This window comes from Flavobacterium daejeonense DSM 17708, assembly GCF_000425425.1.
GTDB classification, from domain to species: domain Bacteria; phylum Bacteroidota; class Bacteroidia; order Flavobacteriales; family Flavobacteriaceae; genus Flavobacterium; species Flavobacterium daejeonense.
In genome coordinates, this window is record NZ_AUDK01000005.1 from 166455 (window position 1) to 191273 (window position 24819).

At 35.2% G+C, this 24819-nt stretch carries 19 protein-coding genes; 2 read left to right on the forward strand and 17 right to left on the reverse strand.

Going from position 1 to position 24819, the window contains the following annotated elements; all coding sequences use genetic code 11:
• Positions 1-19: 19 nt before the first annotated feature.
• From H599_RS19290 to H599_RS0106495, 11 genes are all read right to left on the reverse strand, one after another.
• On the reverse strand, positions 20-1126 hold the full coding sequence (locus H599_RS19290) for a hybrid sensor histidine kinase/response regulator (RefSeq protein WP_051590662.1): 1107 nt from the start codon (positions 1124-1126) through the stop codon (positions 20-22).
• Positions 1104-1676: a chemotaxis protein CheB gene (locus H599_RS0106450; RefSeq protein ID WP_026713377.1), complete on the reverse strand. Its 573-nt coding sequence runs from the start codon at positions 1674-1676 to the stop codon at positions 1104-1106. Before H599_RS0106450 ends, H599_RS19290 begins: the two co-directional genes overlap by 23 nt.
• Positions 1673-2485, reverse strand: a complete 813-nt coding sequence (locus H599_RS0106455) for a CheR family methyltransferase (protein ID WP_026713378.1) — start codon at positions 2483-2485, stop codon at positions 1673-1675. The genes H599_RS0106450 and H599_RS0106455 overlap by 4 nt, the downstream gene beginning before the upstream one ends.
• Positions 2482-6549, reverse strand: coding sequence for a response regulator (locus H599_RS19295; RefSeq protein ID WP_051590663.1), 4068 nt, complete (start codon positions 6547-6549; stop codon positions 2482-2484). Before H599_RS19295 ends, H599_RS0106455 begins: the two co-directional genes overlap by 4 nt.
• Positions 6550-6733: 184 nt before the next feature.
• Positions 6734-7444 carry a DUF4369 domain-containing protein gene (locus tag H599_RS0106465; protein WP_026713379.1) on the reverse strand — a complete coding sequence of 237 codons (711 nt, stop codon included), beginning with the start codon at positions 7442-7444 and terminating at the stop codon, positions 6734-6736.
• Positions 7445-7533: 89 nt separating this feature from the next.
• Positions 7534-9390, reverse strand: a complete 1857-nt coding sequence (locus tag H599_RS0106470) for a M61 family metallopeptidase (RefSeq protein ID WP_026713380.1) — start codon at positions 9388-9390, stop codon at positions 7534-7536.
• Positions 9391-9484: 94 nt separating this feature from the next.
• Positions 9485-9763, reverse strand: a complete 279-nt coding sequence (locus H599_RS0106475) for a DUF2805 domain-containing protein (RefSeq protein WP_026713381.1) — start codon at positions 9761-9763, stop codon at positions 9485-9487.
• Positions 9764-9984: 221 nt separating this feature from the next.
• Positions 9985-10692 (reverse strand): aquaporin Z, encoded by a 708-nt coding sequence (gene aqpZ / locus H599_RS0106480; RefSeq protein ID WP_026713382.1) that lies wholly within the window; start codon positions 10690-10692, stop codon positions 9985-9987.
• A gap of 228 nt (positions 10693-10920) precedes the next feature.
• Entirely contained in the window at positions 10921-11811 is an 891-nt protein-coding gene (locus H599_RS0106485) for a DMT family transporter (RefSeq protein ID WP_026713383.1), read from the reverse strand.
• 69 nt (positions 11812-11880) lie between these two features.
• Entirely contained in the window at positions 11881-13047 is a 1167-nt protein-coding gene (locus H599_RS0106490; RefSeq protein ID WP_026713384.1) for a DUF1501 domain-containing protein, read from the reverse strand.
• A 26-nt stretch (positions 13048-13073) separates the two neighbouring features.
• Positions 13074-14471, reverse strand: coding sequence for a DUF1800 domain-containing protein (locus H599_RS0106495; protein WP_026713385.1), 1398 nt, complete (start codon positions 14469-14471; stop codon positions 13074-13076).
• Positions 14472-15122: 651 nt separating this feature from the next.
• On the opposite strand from H599_RS0106495, the gene H599_RS0106500 reads away from it, so the two are divergent.
• Entirely contained in the window at positions 15123-15332 is a 210-nt protein-coding gene (locus H599_RS0106500) for a helix-turn-helix domain-containing protein (RefSeq protein ID WP_026713386.1), read from the forward strand.
• Entirely contained in the window at positions 15329-16063 is a 735-nt protein-coding gene (locus H599_RS0106505; protein WP_026713387.1) for a hypothetical protein, read from the forward strand. Before H599_RS0106500 ends, H599_RS0106505 begins: the two co-directional genes overlap by 4 nt.
• Here H599_RS0106505 and H599_RS0106510 read toward each other — a convergent pair.
• From H599_RS0106510 to nhaA, 6 genes are all read right to left on the reverse strand, one after another.
• Positions 16050-17513, reverse strand: coding sequence for an HsdM family class I SAM-dependent methyltransferase (locus tag H599_RS0106510; RefSeq protein WP_026713388.1), 1464 nt, complete (start codon positions 17511-17513; stop codon positions 16050-16052). The genes H599_RS0106505 and H599_RS0106510 overlap by 14 nt on opposite strands.
• 358 nt (positions 17514-17871) lie before the next feature.
• Positions 17872-19236, reverse strand: coding sequence for an oxygen-independent coproporphyrinogen III oxidase (gene hemN / locus H599_RS0106515; protein ID WP_026713389.1), 1365 nt, complete (start codon positions 19234-19236; stop codon positions 17872-17874).
• A 205-nt stretch (positions 19237-19441) separates the two neighbouring features.
• Positions 19442-21418 (reverse strand): DUF349 domain-containing protein, encoded by a 1977-nt coding sequence (locus H599_RS0106525; RefSeq protein WP_026713391.1) that lies wholly within the window; start codon positions 21416-21418, stop codon positions 19442-19444.
• A gap of 206 nt (positions 21419-21624) precedes the next feature.
• On the reverse strand, positions 21625-22236 hold the full coding sequence (locus H599_RS0106535; protein ID WP_026713393.1) for an alpha-ketoglutarate-dependent dioxygenase AlkB family protein: 612 nt from the start codon (positions 22234-22236) through the stop codon (positions 21625-21627).
• Positions 22237-22254: 18 nt separating this feature from the next.
• Positions 22255-23565: a TIGR00341 family protein gene (locus tag H599_RS0106540; RefSeq protein ID WP_035141255.1), complete on the reverse strand. Its 1311-nt coding sequence runs from the start codon at positions 23563-23565 to the stop codon at positions 22255-22257.
• Positions 23549-24727, reverse strand: a complete 1179-nt coding sequence (gene nhaA, locus H599_RS0106545) for a Na+/H+ antiporter NhaA (RefSeq protein ID WP_035141257.1) — start codon at positions 24725-24727, stop codon at positions 23549-23551. The genes H599_RS0106540 and nhaA overlap by 17 nt, the downstream gene beginning before the upstream one ends.
• Positions 24728-24819 lie beyond the last annotated feature (92 nt).

The window sequence follows — 24819 nt, forward strand, 5'->3', positions numbered from 1 at the left end:
GTAATTCCTTTTTTACTTTTTAAGCGGTTTTGAGTTCGGGTTTTAAATCGGAAATGATAAATTCTGAGCCTTCTTTGTATTGTGGATTATAATAGACTTTTACTTCGTTTCTTTCAGCGAGCTTTCGTACTAAATTCAGCCCAATTCCTGTGCCTGATTCCCCTCTGGAAGATTGTCCTAAGGTATAGAACATCTGGAATATTTTTTCAGCCTGATTTTCCGGAATTCCGGGGCCATTGTCTCTAATGGCTATTTGTTGCGTATTTTCGTCGTAAATAATAGCAATTTCAGTGATTTCTTTGTCGTTGTACTTAATCGCATTCGACAATAAATTTTGAATAATTTGTTTGAATGCGACCGATTGAAAATGAATGATATGATTTAGATTTTCTTTTGTGATTTTGATATTGTTGTTAGGATTAATGAGTTTTATCACGGCATTCACTTCGTTGAGAATGTTAACGGACTCTTTACCTTCATTATTTTCAACATTTTTTGAATAATGTAATAAATCATCAATTAATTTAGACATTGACTTAGCGGAAGATTTTACCATGTCAAACAAGTCGGTTGCTTCTTCTTTTAAATCTAATATGTGTTCTTCTTCGATAAATTCAATTAGAGAAGTAATATTGTTTAGAGGTGATTTTAAATCGTGCGCAATGATATTGGCAAATTGCTCTAATTCGCCATTTTTAGCCACTAATTTTTCGTTTAGTTTTTGTAATTCCTGATCGTAATCCCAAATTTTCAGGAAGGAATCTACTTTTTTTCGGGTAATTTCGGTAACCAAAGGTTTGAACAAAAAATCAATAGCGCCCAAATCATAAGCCTTGTTAATGTATTGGGCTTCGTCACTGATGGCTGTTACAAAAATAGTAGGGATATTGGCGGTTGCCGGATGTTGTTTGGTAATTTCAACAAATTCATAACCGTCCATTTCCGGCATTTGAACATCTACTAAAATCAGCGAAATTTTTTCTTTAAGTAATACTTGTAAACCTTCACTTCCGGAATTGCAGCAAATAATTTCTCTGTCCGGTTTATCCAACATGCTTTTTAGAGCAATTAAATTGGCCGGTTTGTCATCAATAAGCAATAGCTTATGTTTTATGGTGGTACTCATTGTTTAATACTTTAATTAGGGTTGTGGTATTTAATTCAATATGTTTGTTACAAATGTTTTTTGCCGCTTTGGGCATGATGTCAAATTCGGCTTCGGAACAATCCTGAATGAAGGTTTTACCGTTATTTTCGGCGATTGTTTTTAAACCGTTTGCGCCGTCCTGATTCGAACCGGAGAGCAAAATTCCGCAGCATTTTTCTTCTAATAAAGTCGAAAATGATTCGAAAGCAACATCAATCGATGGTCTGCTAAAATTGACCAACTCAGATACATCTAAGGAAAAAGTTAGATTTTTTTCCAATAAAACATGATAATCGGCTGGCGCAGTATAAATAAAACCTTTTTTTAAGGCTTCTTTGTCTTCGATTTCTTTTATCTGATAATGGCTATGCCGTTGTAAAATAGCTTCAAATGAAGAAACACTATTTTTTAACCGATGTAAAACGATAACAATTGGCGTGTTGATACTTTTGTCTAAATTATTTAAAATAGACAGGATAACGTTGAACGCCCCGGCTGAACCACCTATTAGAATTACGTCAGTTTTCATCTTATTTTTTGATAAATTTTTTCTTCACGGTCAATTTCCTTAAAATGATCATATATCGAGCTGAATCGCAAGGATTCTTTTTTTCCGATTGCCAAAAAACCATGAACAGGCAAACTTTCGTAAAAAAGCTCTAACGCTTTATTTTGCAATTCATTGTTGAAGTAAATTAATACATTTCGACAAAGAATTAGCTGGCATTCCTTAAAAACGCTGTCGGCTACCAAATTATGATTGGAAAACAATACATTTTGTTTTAGTTCCGATTGAATCATCGAATGCCTGTCGTCAGAAACAAAATAATTGTTTAATGCTTCTTTTCCGCCGCAATCATAATAATTTCGGGTGTAATCTTTAAAATTATTGTTGTCATAAATTCCTTTTCGGGCTCGTTCTATCGCATTAGCACTAATATCCGTGGCATAAATTCTTGTTTTAGAAAAGAGATTGTTCTCTTTTAAAAGAATATTCAAAGAATAAGTCTCTTCGCCAAAGGAACAGCCGGCACTCCAGATATTGATTTTTGGATAACTGTTTAGATACGGGAAAACTTTTTCCTGGAGCGATTTAAAAAAACTCGGATCTCTGAAAAACTCACTGACATTGACTACGATTTCGTTGATAAAATTTTGAAAAATCGCAGGGTTATTGATCAGTTCAAACTTTAAATCAACCGCGTTTTTCATGTTGTTGATGTCCATAAAACGATTGATTCTTCTCAGCATAGAAGCTTTTGAATAATCGCAAAAATCGTAATCGAATTGTTTTTTTATCGTAAAAAGCAATTCGTCCAGTTCGTTTAATGTTATCATTTGTAAATCCAAATACTGATTAATGAAATAAGTTTTTGAATATCAATTGGCTTGGATTGATAGTCCGAAGCTCCTGCTTTTAGAATTTCATCCCGATCTCCTTTCATCGCTTTAGCCGTGAGTGCAATAATGGGTAAGTTTTTCCATTTTCCATTTTCTCGTATTTTTTTGGTGGCTTCAAAGCCGTCCATTTCCGGCATCATAATATCCATTAATACGATGTCAAAATTTAGATGTTCTTCTAAGGCGTTCAAAGCTTCGATTCCGTTAAAAGCGGTTGTAATGATAGCACCTTTGCTGGTCAAAGCCGCCGAAAGCGCATAAATATTTCGAATATCGTCATCAACAATTAAGATGTGTTTGTCTTTCAAAATTTCTCCTCCGGATAAATTAGGCGCTGTTTGGTACGCCGTATTTTCGGTGGTTTCTACTTTGTTTAAGAATAACAAAATCTCGTCTTTCAATCTTTCTGTTACATTATCGGTTTTGATTACAATGCTGTCGGCATTTTCTTCAAGTTCCAATTGTTCTTTGTCTGATAAATTTTTTCCAGTGTTGATAATGATTTTAATGTTCTTGTTTTTAGAACCTTTTTTTAATTCCGAAATAGCCTTTACGTTGTCCGAATCCGGTAATCCCAGGTCGATTATCGCACAATCTACTTCTACATTACTTAGAATATTTTCGGCTTCCGAACGCGAATACGCCTGCAAACAAATGGTGTTTTTGTCATTGGCATGCAACAATTGTTTGATGGAATAATTTAGTTTTTCATCATCTTCTAAAATCAATACCCTTTTAAACACTTTATTGATTTCTTCATCGATCGAAAGAAAGGCATTTTTAAGTTTTTCAGGAGTAATTGGTTTTACTAAGAAATCAAAAGCGCCCATTTCCTTAGCTAATTTTTCCCGTTTCATTCCTGACATCACGTGAACAGGAATGTGTTTTAATTCCGAATCTTCTTTAAGCCATTTCAAAACCGTCCAGCCGTCAATTCCCGGCAATTTCATGTCGAGAATAATAGCTTTCGGATTGTATTTTTTAGCATATTGGAATCCGGTTTCTCCCTGATGGGCAATAATTGCTTTAAAACCGTTGTTGTGAGCTACCTGAAGCAAAACTTCAGCAAACGAAGGATCGTCTTCAATAATTAAAACCGTTTTGTCATCAATATCAGCCTGATTTCTGTCGTCATTAATATTAGCTGCTAAGTCAACCAGTTCTTCATTTGCTTTAGGATATTCCGATTCGATTTGTTCTTCTTTGACAACAGTTTCGGGTACAGCAATAGTTTCCGAAACCGAAGTGTTGTTTTCAATTCCTTGGTACTGTATCGGAATCAAAACACCAAAAGTACTTCCCTGATTTAGCTGACTGTCAAAAAAGACTTCTCCATCGAGTAAATGAGCCAGTTGCTTAGAAATGTACAAACCTAAACCGGTTCCGCCGTATTTTCGGCTGGTAGAACTGTCGGCCTGCTGGAAACTCTGGAATAGTTTTTTCTTGTTTTCTTCCGAAATTCCAATTCCGTTGTCTTTAATGGCAATGCGCAAAATGTTGTGATTCTCCAGAGAGGCCAATTTAGGATTGCTGAATTCCCAATTTTCATCAGGAGTATCAAAAGTCATGGCAACGGTTCCGCCGTTTGGAGTAAATTTTAAAGCATTGGAAAGGAAATTTTTCAAAATTTGTTCCACTTTGCCAACATCAGTAAAAAGATCGCTTGGGCAATTTTCGGTAATTGTGGTTTTAAACTGGATTTCCTTTTTCTCCATTTGCGCTCTGAAAAGTCCGTCCATATCTGAGAAAATACGTTCGGAAACGGTATTTTCGGGATAAATTTCTACTTTACCGGCTTCTATTTTCGAAATATCCAAAATATCGGTAATCAGGTTGAGTAAGTCTTTTCCGGAAGTGTTAATGACTGAAAGATTTTCCAGTTGTGACTGTGTCAGATTGCCTGCCGGATTGTCTTTTAATAAGTCCGAAAGTATTAAAATGCTATTTAACGGAGTTCTTAATTCGTGCGACATATTGGCTAAAAACTCCGATTTGTATTTGCTCGCCTGCGCAATTTCTTCCGATTTGATATTTAATTCTTCCTGTGCAATTGTCAGATCGTTGTTTTTTTTCTCAATCTCGTAGTTTTTCGTTTCCAGTTCGCGGCCTTTTTCTTCGAGATAAGCATTGGTTTGCTCCAATTCGGCAGCCTGATTTTTAAGTTCTTCTTCCGATTGATGCAGTAATAAAGTATGTTTGTTGAGTTCTTCGTTGTTTTGGCGCAATTCTTCTTCCTGAACCTGAAGAATATTGTTTTTTTTGTTGATTTCTTCCATAGAAAGTTTTAATTCTTCATTTCTGATGAAGACTTCGATGGCGCTGCCCAGAGATTCTTTTAAAGTGTTTAATAACTTTTGGTCGGTTTCATTGAAATTTTCCAACGAGCCAATTTCGATAACACCAATGACTTCGTTTTTATGAGAAACAGGCGTGATTAAAATGTTGTAAATAGCTGATTTTCCCAAAGAAGAAGAGATGAAGGAATATTCTTTAGCTAAATTATTGAAACATTTTTGTTCGTTAAATTTAGCTGCTTCACCTATTAGACCTTCTCCGAAAGCAATCTTTTTAGGGCTATTGTCATCATCGGCATAACTTCCTATTTTGATTAAATGATTCTGGTTTTCGATGTAATCTTTAATGTAAAAAGTAGCCTGACAACCCTTAGTTTGCTGACTTAGAACTTTACTGATATTGGTGCCAAAATCGTTGATATTTTTAGAATCAATAATGGTTTTATTTACCTGAATGATGTTTTTTTCAAGCAAACTGTTGGCATGGGCTTCGTCATTTAATCGTTTTAATTCGGATGACATGGTATTGAGTGATTCATTCAGCGTATCCGAATCACTTCTTAATTCAATCATGTCACCAAAATTTCCGGAGCTGATTTTCGTAGCCAGATTAATTTGTTCTTTGATAGAGGCGGTAAGTTTTTTTAACGATTCCCGGATGGAATCTAATTCGATATTGCCGGAAAGTACATGTCGAAATTCGGTTTGTCCCAGTGAAATCTGTTCAATTTTATAAGCAATAAGCCTAAGTGAACCGGAAGTTTTTTTGATTAAATTAAAAACAACAATTGCGGTTACGGTTAATAAAATCAAAAGTAATAAAAGCGAAAGAATGCTGCTGTTAAAGGTTTTGTTTTGCTCTTCTTTGGCTAATGCTGTAATGTAATTGAGTTTTTTATTTTTCAGTACATTAAGTTTGTTGTTAACCTCAGTCGATTGATTCCACCAGTTTTGAGCTGTTATTTTATGAGTGTTATTCAAAATAGCATCTGAATTTGCTAAAAAAGACTGAAATTCGGCAGATTTTTTAAATTGGATGATTTCATTATTTATTTTAGAATCGTTGTAGTTTTCTAATTTGAAATCAGTGTTTTTATTTATGTTTTTAATGTTGATATAAAAACCGTACAAATCGCTGTGAATGCTGTCATTGGTAAGTTTGTCAAATACAATTCCTCTAATCAGGTTTGCCGCCGATTTAGAATCGATATAAGATTTGATATTGTTAGCCATTTTGGCGATGTTAGCATTATCACAATTGGCAATTTCTCTTTCTATCAAATTGTTAAAAAGATAATTTAGCGCAATATAATCGTTGAAAATCGCTATTGAGGTATCCGTTTTATTTTCGATTTGATCATGAATCCTGTTGATTGTTTTTCGTGCCTCACTGATATTTTTTTGAATAGCACTGTCTTTAGAGTTTTGTTTGGAAAACCATTCGAGGGTTTCACTCATTTGTAGCTTTAATTCCTCCTTTTTTTTGGGGTCAAACTTAGCATATTCGCTTAAGATTCTTTCGTTGTTAATCAGCGTTATTACCTGCGAGAAATTGGTAATATTATCAATGTTTTTCAAGCTGTTTTCAAGCCGGTTGAATTTTTGATAAGTAGAACTGATGTCAATTATTGTAAAATAAAGCAGTCCTGAAATAGGTATTAAAAGAATGAAAATTAATTGTTTTTTAAAGGATAAATTTTTCCACATAACAGGAAGAGATTGTAGGTTAAAGAGCTGTTTGTTTGCTTCGGTTTTTAAGTTGTTGACGTTTCAAACAGCGGATTTTGGGGCTTTTTAATCGGATAACAAATTACAAAAAACTTTTATCTATTAAGCAAAAAAGCATTTCAGAAATGATTTGAAATGCTTTTTTGAAGTAAATTTTAGAAGCCTAATTCTCCTTTTTTAAGGCTTCAATATAGTTTGTTAATTTTTTACCATACATCGATTGAGCAACTTTTGGTGTCAAAGCATTTTGAATGGTATCTAAATATTTGATGTTTATGTCATACACTTCGGCAAGAGCAATATAAGGTGCAATTTCGTGGTCTTTATTGTTCATGGCAAAATTTACTGCAAAAAGATACCTGCGTTTTAAGTTTAAATTCTGCAATTTGTTCAAACTGTCAACGGCTGTGGCGTCTTTTCGTTTAATAGCTTTGAATTTTTGTTCAATAAGATTCAGATTTTCATCCTTGTAACGTTCTGTTGTTTTTTTGTATTCTTCGTACAATTCCTGATTTTTAGAACCCGTAATTTTTGCTCCCGAAAGGAAGCTGTCTAAATTGGTTTCGATATTCATCATACCCGGCTCGGCAAAAAACATCAGGTTGTTGTCTAATGAATTTGTAACTCCTCTGTCTAAAAACAGGTAAAGCATTTCCGGCGATTTTATGTCAAGATCGCTTTCAAAATGAGAGTTTCCGTCAATTTTAATGGTGTCGATAGCTATCAGAGTAGTATCTACCACTTTTTGAATGTACAAAGTTCCTTCTTTTAATCCTTTTACATTTCCTGTTAGGTGCAGGTTTCCTTTAGATTCTTTTTTATTGCATGAAGCCATTAGTATCAGGGCAGAGAATGCAAGAATTGATTTTTTCATTCGTAATTTTTATTTGGTGCAAAGTAAATAAAATTGTTGAAACCCCATAATATCCGGGTTTGATTTCAAATACTTTCGTTGTTTTTTTATTAAGCCTTTAGCCAGGCTTCTCTTAATTGTTTTTTAGAATCATCGGTAACTTCTATATGTTCGGCATCTTCATAAGGCAATTTAACAGTTCCTTTAAGCAATTCTTCTTTTCCGTTTCGCTTTATTTTAATGCTAATCGACTCGTTTTCCTTCCATTTACTGCTTTGATTAATCATGTCGTAAATGTTCTCGTAAGAATAAGCAACATTGTTAATTGCCAAAATAACATCTCCACCTTTTAACCCTAAAGAGTCAAAAAATACATTTAGTTCACTATTAGGAATTACACTAATTTCATTATTGTTTGGGTTAACCATAATATATGGCGTTTTGTTGTCTTTTAAGAAAACCGGAGCAGGTACTTTTATCATGGATTTGCTCAAACCTACTTTAGCTAAATAAAATTCATAAGGAATTGGAGTAGTTCCTGCTACATAAGTTTTTAGAAAATCACCCACTTCCGGATAAGTAAGCTCGGTTATTTTACCAAAAAGTTCTTCGTCATTAAAGGCTTTGGAAACCCCGTATTCATTAGATAATTTTTGCATCAGGTCAAGAATTCCTCTCTCTCCGTTGCTTTTTTCGCGAATGATAATATCGATACACATCCCGATTAAAGCCCCTTTTTGATACACATTCAAATATTGGGCTTTGTACGGTTCTTTTAAAACATTGGCACTCATTTTTGTGAATGACATCGTATCGTTCAAGGCTTTTGCTTCTTCTGTTTTTTCGGCGATACGGTCGTAAAAATCAGCTTCGGAGATTAGACCTTGGTTGATTTGAAAAAGATTGGCAAAATATTCGGTTACACCTTCGTACATCCATAAATGTTCGGACATTTTAGGTGCATTATAGTCAAAATCCTGAATTTCTTTAGAGTGAATGGTAAGCGGTGTTACGATATGGAAAAATTCATGTGAAACAACATCCATCATCGATTTGACTAATTCGTCTTTTTCCATCATTTCCGGTAACACAACCGTTGTCACCGTTGGGTGTTCCAACGCTCCAAAACCATGAGCATCGTCTTCTTTTAAACTGGAAAGATAAAGTAAAACAGAATATTTTTGGGTAGCATTAATTTTGCCTAAAAAATGCTTTTGAGCCGTCATCATCGTTTTCATTTCCGGAGTAATGCTTTCGGCAGTGTATTTTCCGCTTGGAGAATACACACAAATCTGAATATCCATTCCGTCAACATTGAAAGTGGTATAATCAGGTTTGGAATACATAATTGGATTTTCGACCAATTCGGCATAACGCGAAGTAACAAAAAGATCGCTGGTATTGCTGCTGTCCTGATCCGTCATTGAGGTAGCTCCCCAAAGCGATTCCGGATGTGTAACACTTAGTTGGTAAGGAACCGCCAAATAGTTGTCGAAATAGCCAATAAAACAATGGGTGTTTACTATGAAATTTTCACCGGCAATAATGTTAGAACCCGCAGGCGAAAAAACATCATCCTGCCCAAAACCGGTTCCTTTTTCGGTGTCAAAGGTATCGTTAACTAAATAAGTAATTTTGCTTAAAGATTTAGCTTTACTAATCGTCCAGGAGTTTTCGTCTGCTTTTTTAACGGCTAACAGATTTCCTTTTTTGTCAAAAGCTTTAAAGTCTTCAATGTATTTTCCGTAATTATCTTCCGAATAAGTTCCCGGAACGGTTTTAGGAATGTGGTAATTAATTTCGTTAGCTGTAGTTTTAGGTGCATTTACCGTTACTAAAACCTGATCGTTTTTAACTTCGGTCAAATTAATATTTGCCTGAATGATGGTTTTTTTGCTTTCGTTGTTTATACTTTTACAACTCCAAAACAGTGAAGTAAGGGCAAATACTATTAGTGTTTTTCTCATAAAGCTATGTTTTTTGTTTCCTGTTTTTGTCGTTTTTGAAACTGACAAAAAAGATATAAAAAAAACACTCAGGAGTAAGAGTGTTTTTTTAAGATTAGTCAAATTTATTCTTGATATAATACTTTCCGTCTAAATCGTCATCAAAATCATCAATTTTAAGAGGTTTAGGTTTTGGTTTTCCAGCCAAAGCTTTCTTTTTCCACATTTCAAATTTTTCCAGAGGCATCTTTTTTTTCATGATTTCCAGAACTTCTTTTTCAGCCAATCCAAATTCTTTTTTTATAATTTCAAATGGATTTCTTTCTTCCAGTGCTAATGTAACAAGCTTCTCGGTTTGTTCGAAGCTTAGTTCTTTGCGGTTACTCTTTTTCATCAGATGAAAATTTATTCTAAATAGTTTTTTTAATTAAAAAATGATCTTGTAATAGGTTTCAATATTAATAAAAAAAACAATTACTTTACCGTTTCCCTGATTTTTTTTGTTGTTTTTTTTGAGGTTTGGATAGGGCTTATCAGAAATGATTCTTTTTTGAATAATTCTTTTTTACAGGATTGATTATTAAACTCTTTTCAAAAAGAAGACAGATATTTTGTTTAAACTTCATCGTTTTTTTGCAAAACAAATTTGTAAATAAATCCACCGCTTAGGGCTCCTGCAATTGGCGCTACCCAAAACAGCCATAATTGACCCAATGGTTCGCCGCCCACAAATACTGCCTGCGATAAAGAACGCGCCGGATTTACAGAAGTGTTAGTAATAGGAATGCTGATTAAATGAATTAAAGTCAGTCCAAGCCCAATGGCTATTCCGGCAAATTTTCCGTTAGAAAATTTATCGGTTGCTCCCATAATGATTAATAAAAAGAAAAGTGTCAGAATGAACTCGGCAATGAAACAGGCTGCTAAAGAATAGCCCGAAGGAGAAAAGGCGCTGTATCCATTGGAAGCAAAAGCACCTGCCTGCGTGTTATCAATCATAAATCCTGTTTTTCCTGATGCGATGGTGTATAATACCGATGCTGCTGCCACCGCACCCACACATTGGGAAATGATGTAAGGAATTAAATCCCGACCGCTAAAGCGACCACCAGCCCATAATCCGAAGGAAACTGCCGGATTAAAATGTCCGCCCGAAATGTGTCCCACCGCATAAGCCATTGTTAATACGGTTAAACCAAAAGCCAGTGCTACACCCATAAAACCAATTCCTAAATCGGGAATGCCGGCAGCAAAAACAGCGCTGCCGCAACCACCGAAAACTAACCAAAATGTTCCAAAGAATTCTGCAAATAATTTTTTCATAATCAAATAATTTATATAATGGTTATTAGTAAAAACTCATTAAACAGCGGGTAATTTCGAACTGTATTCCGGGGTTAAGAACATTTTTGTGTTAGAGAATACAGTAAAACAATGAATTTGAAGTTTTTGCATGTGCTTCAAATTCCAACTTGTTGTACTAATGTATTGAAAATAAATGATTAATAAGAAAAAAAGTACTCTTTTTTATTTTTGAAAAAGAGAATTGCGCTATTTTTTGAGGCGAATATTCATAAAAACAATAGCGGCAATAATGATGAAAATCCCCATCCATTGTCCGAAAAGAACTTTTTCGCCCAATAAAAAATAAGCCATCATCACTGAAACAGGCAATTCTAAAGCTGAAACAATACTGCCGAGTCCGATACCGGTAAGCGGAAAACCAATATTGAGCAGCAGCGGAGGAATAATGGTTCCAAAAAGCGATAAAATAAGTCCCCATTTGAGGAAAATAGAAAAATGAAAAGGAGTGTTTTGAGTGATTAACATAAATAACAGCACAATAATTGCTCCGCCAATCAGCATGAATAAACTGCGTTGTGAAGACGGAATCTCAATAGCGACTCTGTTGCAGGCGTACATGTTAGCCGAGTAGGAGGCAGCGGCTAACAATCCCCAAAAGAAACCTTCCCATTCCATAACCAGATTGTCATGGAACAGATTCGTTGCTAAAACAGTTCCGGTTAGTGTGAGAATTACCGAGAGAATCTTTTGTATAGAAGGTAATTTTTTTTCTAAGAACATTTCAATGACAACGCCCATCCAAACTGTTTGCATCAATAATACGATAGCTACCGAAACCGGTACATATTTGACCGCTAAATAATAGAAAATACTGGTGAAACCGATAGAGGTTCCCGCTATTATCAGTTGTCGTTTTTGGTATTTTGAGAAGGGGACTTTTTCGGTTCGTGGATTTTTTCTTTTAAAAAAGTTCAGGATTAAAAGTGCTATAAGTCCCAGAGCAAATTGCGAGCCACTCACTTCGGCGGTGGTATAGCCTTCCTGATAAGCCATTTTGACAAAGGTGGCGAGCATACCATAGCAACTCACTCCCAATCCTACTAAAAAAACTCCTTTTAAGGTACTGTTTTTAACCATTCCTGCTTTTTTTGCTTTGTAAAAATAGGAAATACAGCCCGGAAACAGACTTTAAAAGGAGTTAAAATATTAAAATAATCCTTGCAGAGGCGCGTTTTTAAGGCCTATTTTATGGTAATCAAAAGCCATTTTTTCTTTTAGCAAACTGGCATACACTGAACGGAAATCAATTTGATATTTTAAATCGCCATTAGATAAATCGCTAAGATTTGGATTGTTACCAATAACTTTTCCCTGATTTTGTCCGCCAATGACAAACATCGGCGCGGCAGTTCCGTGGTCGGTTCCGTTGCCGTTATCTTTGACTCTTCGACCAAATTCGGAGAAAACGACAATGGTTACATTTTGTAGTAAATGGGCCTGTTTTAAATCCTGATAAAAACTAAACAAAGCGCTGTCTAATTCTTTGAATTTGTTATTTTGAATCACCAATTGGTTGTCGTGCGTATCATAACCGCCCTGAGAAGTATAATAAACTTTCGAATTCAAATTTCCTTTAACCAATCGGGCAATCCATTCCAGGTTTTTACCCAAAGCCGTTTTGGGATAAGTCGTTTCGGCTGTTGATTTGGCTAAGGCTTTTTGAATTTCTTCCGAACCTTCTACAACTGAACCAGCTATTTTTCGAACAAAATCCAAAGACGGATTTTCGGATAAAATTTCCGTTTCTTCTTTGGCTTTTTTAATTCTGAAACGATCCGGATCTTTTACGGTTATCGAATTCGGATTATCGCCTTTTAAGGAAAGATTGTCAATCGAATCGATGTTGATTCCGGCTGTCGGGGTGTGCGTCACACATTGTAAATCCAGATAACGACCCAGCCAGCCTTCGTTGATGTATTGGTTCGAATCGGAAGCGGTTTGCCAGATTTCCTGACTTCTGAAATGCGAACGATTCGGCTCCGGATAACCCACATTTTGAATCACCGATAAATCACCATTTTGTTGCATTTGGGCAAAACCTTTTAGCGAAGGATGAAATCCCATGCCTTTGGTAGTTGAAATGACTTCGTTTTTATTAAGAGCAATTTTTGGCCGGTATTCGTGGTACAAAGGATCGTTAAAAGGAATAAAAGTGTTCAAACCGTCGTTTCCGCCGTTCAATTGTACAAAAACCAGACATTGTTCGCCAATAATCAGGTTTTTTTGCGAAGCATAAGAAAACAAAAAATTAGGAAGCAACAGGGATCCTCCTGTCAAAGTTCCGGTAAGCGATAGAAAATTTCTTCTGTTCATAATCAGATAATTTAAGGAGGTTGTGGCTAAATTAATTGAAATTCAGGTTCTTTGACCATCGCATTAAACAGTCGTAAAACTGCCTGATTGGCATTTTGAGCATGCGCATCAAAATCGTATTTTAAGATTTTTTCAAAATCTTTCTGGGCATCGGAATCCACCTGAAACAATAATCTTTGGGATAATTCACTGATAATTTGTTTGTTCGTTCCAATGTCCCAGTTTAGCGTAACAACCGTTTTTCTAAGGTTTGCACGGCTGTTCGTTTCTTCCATCATCATATTGGCCTGAGCTTTTTGATTGAAATTTTCTCTTCCGCTGCAATACAAATCAGCCAGATTGTTGCGTTGCAGGTAAATTTGCGAAGTGAGCCATGATTTTCCGCCTTCCCAGCCTTTTACATTGGGTTGGTTAAACAAATCCATGCCCTGACTTTTTATAAAAGCCACGATTGGGCGGTTTGTTCTGGGATTAATTTGCAATTCATGAAGTACTTGCAGGCTGTATTCTAAAGGGTTTTTTATTTTAGAACCGGCGGTTTTTTTATCAAATTCTTCGGTGAAGATTTTTTCCAGCAAAGGTTTAATTTCAAAATTCTGTTTTCTGAAATAATCCCCGTAATACGTAACTAATTTTTCGTCCGGATTATCATAAATAAACCATTCCAGAATTTTTCGGGTAAAAAGGTAGGGACTGTTTTTTTGTTTGAAGATAATATCCACAATGTCATCGGCTTTAAAATGTCCTTTCTTGCCCAAATACACAATTTCCGAATCGTCCGAAATGCGGTCTCTGTAAATGCCGCCATCGTCTCCAACACTCAATCCGGCGAGGGCTTTAGCGCCGTTTTTGATGTCACCTTCGCTGTAATTGCCAATTCCTAAAGTAAAAAGTTCCAGCAATTCCCTGCTCAGGTTTTCGTTGATTTTTCCTTTTCGGTTGTCCACATTGTCCAGATAGCGCAGCATGGCATTGCTTTTAACAATGGCTTTGGTTAATTCTCTAAAGTTGCCAAAAGCGTGTTTGCGCAGCAGTTGGTTGTGTTGAAAAATCCAGTAATTAACCTTTACTTTTTGATAAGTTGAAACAAAATGATTGTGCAATAACAAGGTCATTTTTTCCCGAAGCGGAAAATCTTCGTTTCGCATTTTATCAATCCACCAGGATTTCATTTCCAGTGAAGTTTGGATTTCCTGTTTTTGAAATTCCTTTTTTTTCTCCCGGTCTAGTTTTTCGTTTTTTTGGCGTTGCTCTCTAAATTCAATCAGGGTTTTAGGACTGTCTTTGAGAAAATCAGGAATACTATTGTCAAAATCCGTTTTGAAAGAGGCATTGAGAAATTTAGTAATTCCCATTTTTTCAATCGAAGCGGCCTGTTGGTTAGAAAAACCTAAACGGAGCGACCAAAGCGAATTAGGATTCATAATCAGTAGGGTTTTGGGTTAATGGTTTTTTGTTGGTTGTTCTCTTTTAAGATGAAAAACTTTCCAAAAGGTTTAACGCGGTTCTTTTTTATTTGTTTTAAGAACTACTGGGAAAAGAAACCTTAATATAAATTGGTCATGGAGTATGTATGGAGTATCCCCTGCTAAAAATGGTTAAAAAAAGGCGAAGTCGGGAGACTTCGCCATTAGTCGCACCCGAAATGCTTTGTATTCACGAAGACCAACAAAAATAATAAAAAAAAGCGTGGGTAAAAGGTGGTTGGGCAATTGCTCAGAGTCCTATTTTGAGTCCTACCATTACCTTGAAACGCCTAAAACAACGTGGTTATCAATCTTTAACAGATGTTTATATCGAACTTAATCCATCATTTTGCGAACCGCCGAGTTTAGCCTGTCCTGATTCGAGGGATGACCCGTACGCTCGGTGGTGTACTCAAGTTTTTATTGTTTTTGTTGGTCTTCGTGAATATAAATATTTGAGAGGCGCACTCTGTCAGTTACTGGCGGAGCCGTCTACTCGATTATGCCTCGTTGTTTTATCTGTAAATATATTACTATTTTCAATTGCTATCTTTAGTCGGTTGTAAAAACTTTGAGTTAAGTTTAGATTTGCATACTAAAATTAGCAATATGTCTAAAAAAACTATATCAATTAAGTTTGGTGAAAGAGTTAGAGAAATAAGAGTTTCTAAAAACCTTTCTCAAGAACAGTTAGCTGATTTAGCTAATGTTCATAGAACTTATATTGGTATGGTTGAACGAGCTGAAAAAAATATAACTCTCGTAAATATTGAAAAGATTGCTAATGCACTTAAAATAGATATTAAAGAGTTATTATGACAATAGAACAAATAGAAGTATTACGTGCTGGTTTACAAGAAAGTTTTGACCTATTAGTTGCAAAGATTAATAAAATTCAAATAGGAACAAAAGACCAATTTCCTTATGGTTGGAGAAATGCAGGAAAAGGAAGAACCGTTTGGAGAATTTTAGAAGAAATAATAACTCAAAATTTAGAAAAAAATCATAGCGATTTTAAACTGCAAAGTATAACACCTTCAAATTCTGAAGTTTCTGTTTTTGATTTTGAATGCAAATTAATTGGGAATGAAACTCCAATTTATATAAACATCAAATCCGCTGTTTTAGGTGGTAAAAAAAACAAAGATGATATTTCCAAAGGAATTGGTTTAAGAGATTTTTATACTGAAGATGTAAACAAAAATTTCTTTGTTGGTACATTCTTTATAAAGTTCAATGATGATATGACTATTGAAATTGATCACGCAACTGTTTTTCCAATAGTATGGATTAAAGATATCTATGTAAATCCCAGTAACAACGGAAATCTTCAATCTGCATATTATAAAGACTTAAATGATGCAGTCAAAAGAACTAATGCAGAATTTCACGAATTGTTTATCAATGCTTTGGATTTTGCTCAAAGTAAGAAGGACGCTAAAGCAGGGGATATTATTCAAGAACCCGAAGGAAAATATTTAAGAAAGATTAGCGGAAGATGGAAAGAAGTTCAAGAAAATGGAGATGAAATTGGCCCTACACTCTTTTAGATAAATTTTGAGCAAAATCTTCAATCTTTTCAATTATACTTTCATCTAATTTCAGATTTCTATAAATTATTTCATTAATATTATTTATTGCAATTTCAATTTCGATTTCAGAATTTAGAACCTTTTTAGAAATTTTAGCTAAATTGTCTTTCTCCTCTTTATTAAAAGGGATAATTGGCAATTGAGAAATATAACCAGATGTTACCATATTAGACCTAATTAAAACACCTCTAACCAAATAAGTTATTAAATGACTATTTAAATAGGCTAACATCCAAAAAAGGTCTTGTTTAGGAGTGAAAATATTAGGATTAACACCAAAAGTTGAATTTGCTGGTAAATAACAAGCACTAAATGGTAATCCCATTGATGAACAAGTTATACCTTCTTTAAAAACAAATTGTTTATTTCTAACCATAAAATCTTTAACAATTAAAGATTCATCCATAAAATGGTTAATTAAATAAGCATCTTCAGTCGTTACGAATTTTTTAGAGCCTGGATTTTTATAAAATGGAATTTCAAAACCTTGCTTTTTTACTTTTGACAAGTACTTTTTATCGTTTCCTGTTGATATTCCAGTAATACAATTGAATACTTCACCTATTCTTGGGTTATTAAACAATGCCAAAATATCTTTATCAATGTCTAAAATAAATTGATTTGCGGATTTCTTTTTACTTAAAACAATATCATCTATTTCTACTTCTAAAAAGTTTTTAGTTTCTATTATTTTCTCTAAATCTTTTGCGTTTTTTGGTCTATTTGAAATTTTAACCTTACCTTGAAATTGTTTCCCCTTTTGTAAAATTATTATGCAAGTTCTAACATCAGCCTTTTGAGACCAAAATAAGTCATTTGGACATAAAATCAATTGATGAATTGAACAATTATCAAGAAGTTGTTGTCGTAAGCCAGAGTGCATTGTAGAGGTCAAAAAAGAATCTGATACTATAACACCAATTAAAGCTCCTTCTTTAGCACAATCAACAATTGCTGATAAAAACATTGAGTACATATTATGAACACCAATGTCTCCAAACAATTTTTTTAAATCATTTTTATTGTCTTTTATATAATCCAGTTCGTGACAATTATATGGTGGATTTGCAATGTAATAATCATAATCTAAATCAATTCTATTTGAAAAAAATAATGATTCTTTTTGCTCCTTATAAAAGGCTATAAAGTCTTGTTTTCTGAAATTTGAATATCGTATGTTTCCATGTTCAATGACATCAAAACTATCAATTTCTTTTCCGTGAATGAAAAAGGTTTTTAATAGCTCTTCATCTCCAACAGCAGGGTCTAATACTTTCTTTCCAGTTGGATTTAATTCTAGCAATTCATTACTAATATAATCAGACACAAAGTCAGGAGTAGAATAATAACCAGAATCTCTTTTGTCTATTCCGTTATCATTAACTAATATTTTTTCAAATCTACCCATAGTGATGCTTGCTAATTATAGTATGCAAATATACATACAATTATTATAACTGTCCAATTCTAGTTTTTATTTTTTTAAGATTTTCTTTTTTAACGAGTAGTTCTGTTACAATGAGGCATAACTAGTATATAAGCGAAATAAACCTTCGCATATACACCCAAAATTGGGTAGATTGACGAAAGTTTGTTTCGTTTTTGTTTTTAACAAATATATTTATTTTTTCTTACAAAATAGAATGGAAGAATTTCAATTTTGAACGTTTTGTTTTGGAAAACTCATGAATAAAGGCAGCGTCAGGGGGAAAAAAAATCCGAGCTGCGGGGGCAGATCGGATGGAGTTGGTTAGTTTTTCTTAAAATTATATCGTCATCGAAAACAAAGCCGTTTCGGGGGCTTTTCGTTTTAAATGCAGGTCAAATGCCATGCAGATGTTTCTTACGTGGGCTTTCCCTAAATCGGTTACCTGAATGCCGTTTTCTTTAAAAAGGAGTAAGCCGTCGGTTTCCATTTCCCGGAGTTGGGCTATAATTTCCGGAATTTCTTCAAAATAAGTCTCCGGACTGTCCCAGCGGGTTTCAAACCGACACATCAGGTTTAGAATGTGTTTGCGGATGATGAGATCTTCTGCGGTGAGCAAATGTCCTCTGAAAATTGGCAATTTGTCCTCTTCTAACAATAGGTAATAATCGTCCAAATTTTTCTCGTTTTGGGCAAAACTGTACCAGCTGTCGCTGATGGAAGAAACGCCCAAACCTATCATTAATTGGGTTTTAGACGAGCTGTAGCCCATAAAATTTCGGTGCAATTGCCCGTTTTTAAAGGATTGGTACAGGCTGTCTGTTGGCAGGGCAAAATGATCCATTCCAATTTCGATATAGCCGTTTTTTTGCAATAATTCTTTACCCACCTGATACAGAATTCTTTTTTCCTGGTCTTTTGGGATGTCTTCGTCTTTAAAGCCGCGTTGTCCGTTGCCTTTAATCCAGGGTACGTGGGCGTAGCTGTAAAATGCCAGTCGGTCCGGTTGCAGGGATTTGGTTTTTTCGATGGTATCTAGCACATTTTCGATGGTTTGAAACGGTAGTCCAAAAATAATATCGTGCCCAATGGAGGTATAACCAATTTCTTTGGCCCAAAAAGTAACTTTGGCTACATTGTGAAAAGGTTGTTCACGATGAATGGCTTTTTGTACTTTTTCGGAATAATCCTGTACGCCAAAACTCACCCGACGAAATCCTAAATCGTATAGTTTTTGCAAATGCGCATAGGTGGTATTATTGGGATGTCCTTCAAAACTGAATTCGTAATCTTCAGCCTTATTGGCATAGGCAAAAATTCCGTTGATTAAATCTTCCAGATTTTTGGTCGAAAAGAAAGTGGGGGTTCCGCCTCCCAAATGAATTTCTTTGATAATGGGTTTTTCGTCCAACAATTTACTGTACAAACACCATTCTTTTAAGACCGCCTGAATATAAGGCGATTCGACATCGTGATTTTTGGTGATGCGTTTGTTGCAGCCGCAAAAAGTACACAGACTTTCGCAAAACGGAAGATGAATGTACAGACTGATTCCTTCTTTAGCATTGCTTTCCTGAAACGATTTTTTAAAGGAAGCAATCCAATCCTGATAAGTAAACGCGGCTTCATTCCAGTAAGGAACGGTAGGGTAGCTGGTGTAGCGCGGACCGGGTACGTTGTATTTTTGAATCAAAGCTTTTTTCATAATGAATTATTTGCTGGTTCAAAAATACGGTGAATGTCAGGGTGTGGAAATGATAATTGTCATACTTTGTGAGTTGTGGGTCCCGATAGCTATCGGGATGAATTGTGGGTATGAAAAAAGCGATTTCCAATTTGAAAATCGCTTTTTAATAAAAATATCTTGCTTCTTGCTTCTTTTTTCTGCGATCTAAAATCTGCATTCTGAATTACTCTTCCTGCCCCAGATTTCTAAGCTGTTTTAGTTTTTCTTTCCAGGTGTCTAAGCTTTCTTTATGGATAGCAATGTTTTTGCGAACTTCGGTCACAATAGAATTTTCTTTTTTCGAATTTTTGGTATTGGCAAAAAATTGAATGTTGTTTTCCAGTTGGAAAATTTCGTTTTGTACTTCTTCAATTTTTCGAATGATGAAAATCTTTTCGTTTTCCAGTTTTCTGTTGTCATGGCTTTCAGAAAGATTTTCCAGTTTGTTGGCAAAACGCATCATGTCGGAATCCTTCTTGCTCAGACTTAATTTGTCAAACAAAGCGTCCAGAATTTTATTGAATTTCCCCTCGATATGCCTTCTGGTAAATGGTACTTTTCCGATACTTTTCCAGTTTTCAATATGCTGTTTGATAGCGTCCAAATCGGTTTTATGATCACCAATAAGCTGAAATTCTTTGATACTTTCCAAATAGGCTTTCTTTTTGTCAAAAGCTTCCATTTCTTCAGCCAGATGTTCATTTTTTTGTTCTTTTAAGCGATCAAAATAATGGTTGCAGGCGTCTTTGAATTCTGCCCAGACTTTGTCGGAATATTTTCTTGGCACATGCCCGATTTTTTTCCAGTCTTCCTGAATTTGCTTCATAATTGGCGTGGTAGCGGCAAAATCTTCGCTGTCTTTTAACTCGGTGGCTTTGGCTACCAGCGCATTTTTTTTGTTCAGATTTTCGTTTTGCTCCTTTTTGATGTCTTTGTAAAAGGCATTTTTGAAAGCATTAAAATTTCTAACGGCTGTTTTAAATGCCGCCCAGGTAGCTTCGTTTACATCAGCAGGAACTTTTCCGGTAGAGAAGAAGGCCTCTCTTAAAGCTTCTACTTTTTCTATCTGAACCAGCCATTGCGAATGGGCATTTACTTTAATCGTTGCTAATTCTTCGATTTGCGCAATAATGGCGTTCTTTTTTTCCAGGTTTTCCTGTTCGGTTCCTCTCATTTTTTCGAAAAGAACTTCGCGTTTGTCGTGCATTTTTTTGGTTAAATCACTAAACTGATTCCAAATTTCATCACGGTATTCTTTAGAAACAGGACCTACTTCTTCTTTCCAGATGCGGTGTAAATCCTGTAATTCTCTAAAAGCTTTATTTACATCTACTTCCTGAAGTAATTCTTCAACACGGCTGATAATTTTTTGTTTTTGTTCTAAATTGTGTTTGAAGTCCAAATCGCGGGCTTCACGGTCTAAATGCAGATAATCATAAAAATTCTCCACATGAAAATGATAGTTGTTCCAAACGTGGTTGTATTTGTCTTTTGGAATCGGGCCGGCATTTTTCCAGCGCTCTCTTAATTCATTAAAATGTTTGAACGTGTCTTTAATATTCTCGTTTGGATTGATTAATTCTTTGAGTTCTTCAACAATGGCCAAACGATTTTCTAAATTGGCTTTCAGACTGTTTTGTAAATTCTTGAAATGGACGTTTTTATTGTCTCTGTATAAGGTATAAAATTGGTCAAATTTGTTTTTTAGAGGTAAATGATACTCGAATTCTTCGGTTGTATTCGGATTGTCTGCAAGAAATTCTTCTCTTTTTTCCTCGATAAAATGATTGTATTTCGATAAAAATGCCTTTTTGATTTCTTCCACATGGTCACGAATAGACATGACTTTTTCGTTAGTAACCAGTTTTTGCAATTCCTCTACTAAGACTTCCATCGACAGGGTTTCGTAATCGCGCATCGGAATTTCGTGACGACCTTTTAAGGTTTCGTCTTCGTGTTCTTCAGCGTTGGAAGCTTCAATTTCGCTCAGAGCTTTTTGTTTTTTAAGCGATTCAGCTGCTTCATCATTTTCTGCCGAAGGTGCGGCGTCATTTGTCTCAGGATTTGGGGTAGCCTGATTGTCCGCCTGAACATCAGTGGCTAAGTTTCCGTCTGTCTCATTGTTTTTTGGAGACAGGTTATCATTCATTTCTTCTAACATTTTTTAAATGTTTAAGGGGTTGTGTAATTGGTTAAATTGATGTGAAAGATACTAAAGGTCTGTTGAAAAACAAAATAATTCCTATGTTTATCGATGGTTTTGGCAAAGAAATTATTGAATTTGCGTATTTTTTGCAGTTTTTGCATTCTTTTTTAAGTCAATCCACAAGGTTTTTCAGGACAAAAAAAGTCGATGAAAATTTAAAATCAGGAAGTGATAATCGTTCGAAAGGTTAGATTTATTCGGGCTTTGTTGACTTTTTTTGATGGTGGCAGGCGATGCAGCCAGTGGGTTTGGGTTTCGTCTTTCATTACTAAAAGACTGCCGTGTTCTAACAGTAAGGAAACGGTGGTTTTGTTGGTTTTGTGTTTGAAAGCAAATTTTCTTTGTGCGCCAAAGCTTAGCGAAGCAATAGCGCCATTTTTTTTCAAATCTTTTTCGGCATCACTGTGCCAGGCCATTCCTTCGCTGCCATCGTGATACAGGTTTAACAGACAGGAATTGTAGCTTTCGCCTGTTTTTTCTTCGACTAATTGTTTTAGAATTAAGAGTTCTTCAGCCCAGGGAAGGGCTTCTTTGGTGGTTTTAGAATAGCTGTATTTGTAATTTGTGTCACCATACCAGGCTACTTTTCTTTTGGTGGTGATTAATTGGCCAAAAATAATAGCTTCGTCATTTTTCCATTCAATGGAGTCTAAAAGTCTGTCGAAAAACCAATTGGCTTTTTCATAATCCATAATGCAGCCATAGTAATTTACGGTTCCGTCCTGCGGCAACAAATTACTTTGGGAGCTGAATTCGGGCTTGAATAAATCCATTTTTGGATAGGAATAAAATTATTGGTTTTGATGGTAAATTTCAAGTCGTTTTTTGTCCAAACGCTGTTTTAACCATTGCATTAATTTGTTTTCTTCGGCCGATTCCAGTTGGCTTTTACTTTTATAAACCAATACCGGAACTGTTTTTAAACTGTCAGTATTTTTGTTGAAAGTGTGATTGGAAATGGAAATGTTCTCAATGTTTGGGAATAAAATTTTCATTTCGGCCAGCAATTCTTTGTTGTTATACTGATTGGCTGCCAGCTGTTTTTTCAGATTCAGGATGGTCACGTCTTTTTGACTGATCGTCGATTTGTTAAACTTGATTTCGTTTAAAATATCGCTTTTTAAATCGATGGTGTCCTGTTTTACAATCAGTTTGGTGTTGCTTAATTCGTAGTTTTTCAAACTTTTGTTCAAATCTTTGATTTCGCTGTCACTAAAGCGTTTTGAAAGAAAACCCAGTTCTACTATTTTCGGATTTTTGTTGAATTGTGTTTTTTGATAGACAATAGTAATGCCTTTTTCGGTAAATTCTCTTTCGGTAAAAACGGCAATTTGCTGTTCGAATTTTTTCTCTTCAAATAACAAATAAGCAAAGTAAATACTTGGCAGAATAAAAATAGTTAAAAGCGTACTGATGTAATATTTTACCTTTTTTTGGGTAGGTTCATCCAATTGTTTTTTGGTTGGATAAGCCAAATATTTCACGATTAAGAAAGTTGAAATACAAATAAAAATACAGTTGATGGAGTACAAATACATGGCTCCAAAAAAGAATTTAAAACTTCCTGTTGCGAGTCCGTAACCGGCGGTACAAAGCGGTGGCATCAAGGCGGTGGCGATGGCAACACCCGGAATCGGATTTCCTTTTTCCACGCGCGTAATGGCGACAGCGCCTACAATTCCACCAAAAAAAGCGATAAGAATATCGTAAATATTGGGTGACGTTCGGGACAAAAGTTCCGGTTGTGCTTCTTTGAACGGACTGATATAAAAATAAACAGTAGAAACCAATAAACTTACAATGGTGGCGATAACCAGGTTTTTTAAGGATCTTTTGAGTAAATCAAAATCATAAGTTCCCAGTCCGAAACCGGCTCCCACAATAGGTCCCATCAAAGGGGAAATTAACATGGCACCAATAATTACAGCGGTAGAATTGACGTTCAATCCTACCGAAGCTACTACAATGGCACAGGCCAAAATCCATAAATTAGAGCCTCTGAAAGAGATATTAGTTCTTACATTTTCCAGAACTTTGGTTTTGTCTTCTTCGCCTTTGTTCAGGTTGATGTAAGCAAATAGTTTTCTAATTGGCGATTGCATGTTGTTTCTTTTTCTTTAAATTTTGCTTTAATGCCAAAAAGCCAATGCATCCTGCAGTTAACGAAGAAATCAGGATGATGAATTTAGCATTGTTAATGATGTGATGATCATCAAATGCTAATAAAGTTACAAAAATAGACATGGTAAAACCAATTCCTCCTAAAAATCCTATGCTTATGATTTTTTTCCAATTTAAATCGGAAGGTAATTTACACAGCCCGACCGAAACAGCTAAAAAGCTAAACAGGGAGATTCCTATTGGTTTTCCTAACACTAAGCCCAGTATAATTCCCATACTGTAATTTAAATGCAATGCTTCGGCAATATCCGAGCCTAAAACGATAGCCGTATTTGCCAAAGCAAATAAAGGAAGAATGATAAAGGCTACCGGTTTGTGTAAAAAATGCTGCAACTTGTAAGAAATGGTATTTTTACTTCCGTCGCCAAAAGGAATTACAAAGGCCAATAAAACTCCGGTAATCGTAGCATGAATTCCGGAATTAAGCATGAAATACCACATGATTACTCCACCAATCAGATACGGAATAAGATTGTGAACTTTTTTTCGGTTCAGGATAAACAAAAACAATAAAATACCCATTGCAACTCCTAAGTTTATCCAGGAAAGTGATTTGGTATAAAAAACGGCAATTACCAAAATAGCTCCTAAATCGTCAATAACAGCTAAGGCTGTTAAGAATACTTTTAGCGACAAAGGCACCCGGTTTCCTAATAATGACAAAACACCTAAGGCAAATGCAATATCGGTAGCCATTGGAATTCCCGCACCCGAATGAGTGGTTGTACCAGCATTGAGCAGTAAATAAATCCCCGCCGGAACCAGCATACCGCCAAGTGCCGCAAAAATAGGCAATAAGGCTTCTTTTATGTTCGATAATTCGCCCTGATAGATTTCGCGTTCCAATTCTAATCCGATGAGTAAGAAGAAAATAGTCATTAAGCCGTCATTAATCCAATATTCCAGACTTTCCGTTCCAATTTTCATGTGCCAGGTATGCAAATATTCGTTGGAAAAAATAGAATTAGCAAGTAGTAAAGAAGCTATAGTACAAGCTATTAAAACCAATCCACTGGATTTTTCATTTTCAAAAAATTCTTTAAATAAGTCGGAATTGTAAAGGCGCTTAATTGTTTTTTTCATATAACTGAGTTTACTTTTGTCATTTAGTTAAAGAAATGATTCTTTTTGTATCTATATTTAGAAAAAATGTAGAGATATGCAAAAATAACGAA

Bases quoted from the DNA above. Each gene is read 5' to 3' on its own strand.
- H599_RS0106540 (WP_035141255.1), bottom strand. From the start codon at position 23,565: ATGCAATCGCCAATTAGAAAACTATTTGCTTACATCAACCTGAACAAA.
- H599_RS19290 (WP_051590662.1), bottom strand. From the start codon at position 1,126: ATGAGTACCACCATAAAACATAAGCTATTGCTTATTGATGACAAACCG.
- H599_RS0106500 (WP_026713386.1), top strand. From the start codon at position 15,123: ATGTCTAAAAAAACTATATCAATTAAGTTTGGTGAAAGAGTTAGAGAA.
- H599_RS0106505 (WP_026713387.1), top strand. From the start codon at position 15,329: ATGACAATAGAACAAATAGAAGTATTACGTGCTGGTTTACAAGAAAGT.
- nhaA (WP_035141257.1), bottom strand. From the start codon at position 24,727: ATGAAAAAAACAATTAAGCGCCTTTACAATTCCGACTTATTTAAAGAA.
- H599_RS0106455 (WP_026713378.1), bottom strand. From the start codon at position 2,485: ATGATAACATTAAACGAACTGGACGAATTGCTTTTTACGATAAAAAAA.
- H599_RS0106450 (WP_026713377.1), bottom strand. From the start codon at position 1,676: ATGAAAACTGACGTAATTCTAATAGGTGGTTCAGCCGGGGCGTTCAAC.
- H599_RS0106465 (WP_026713379.1), bottom strand. From the start codon at position 7,444: ATGAAAAAATCAATTCTTGCATTCTCTGCCCTGATACTAATGGCTTCA.
- H599_RS19295 (WP_051590663.1), bottom strand. From the start codon at position 6,549: ATGTGGAAAAATTTATCCTTTAAAAAACAATTAATTTTCATTCTTTTA.
- H599_RS0106535 (WP_026713393.1), bottom strand. From the start codon at position 22,236: ATGGATTTATTCAAGCCCGAATTCAGCTCCCAAAGTAATTTGTTGCCG.
- H599_RS0106470 (WP_026713380.1), bottom strand. From the start codon at position 9,390: ATGAGAAAAACACTAATAGTATTTGCCCTTACTTCACTGTTTTGGAGT.
- H599_RS0106475 (WP_026713381.1), bottom strand. From the start codon at position 9,763: ATGAAAAAGAGTAACCGCAAAGAACTAAGCTTCGAACAAACCGAGAAG.
- hemN (WP_026713389.1), bottom strand. From the start codon at position 19,236: ATGAAAAAAGCTTTGATTCAAAAATACAACGTACCCGGTCCGCGCTAC.
- H599_RS0106490 (WP_026713384.1), bottom strand. From the start codon at position 13,047: ATGAACAGAAGAAATTTTCTATCGCTTACCGGAACTTTGACAGGAGGA.
- H599_RS0106495 (WP_026713385.1), bottom strand. From the start codon at position 14,471: ATGAATCCTAATTCGCTTTGGTCGCTCCGTTTAGGTTTTTCTAACCAA.
- H599_RS0106525 (WP_026713391.1), bottom strand. From the start codon at position 21,418: ATGTTAGAAGAAATGAATGATAACCTGTCTCCAAAAAACAATGAGACA.
- H599_RS0106485 (WP_026713383.1), bottom strand. From the start codon at position 11,811: ATGGTTAAAAACAGTACCTTAAAAGGAGTTTTTTTAGTAGGATTGGGA.
- aqpZ (WP_026713382.1), bottom strand. From the start codon at position 10,692: ATGAAAAAATTATTTGCAGAATTCTTTGGAACATTTTGGTTAGTTTTC.
- H599_RS0106510 (WP_026713388.1), bottom strand. From the start codon at position 17,513: ATGGGTAGATTTGAAAAAATATTAGTTAATGATAACGGAATAGACAAA.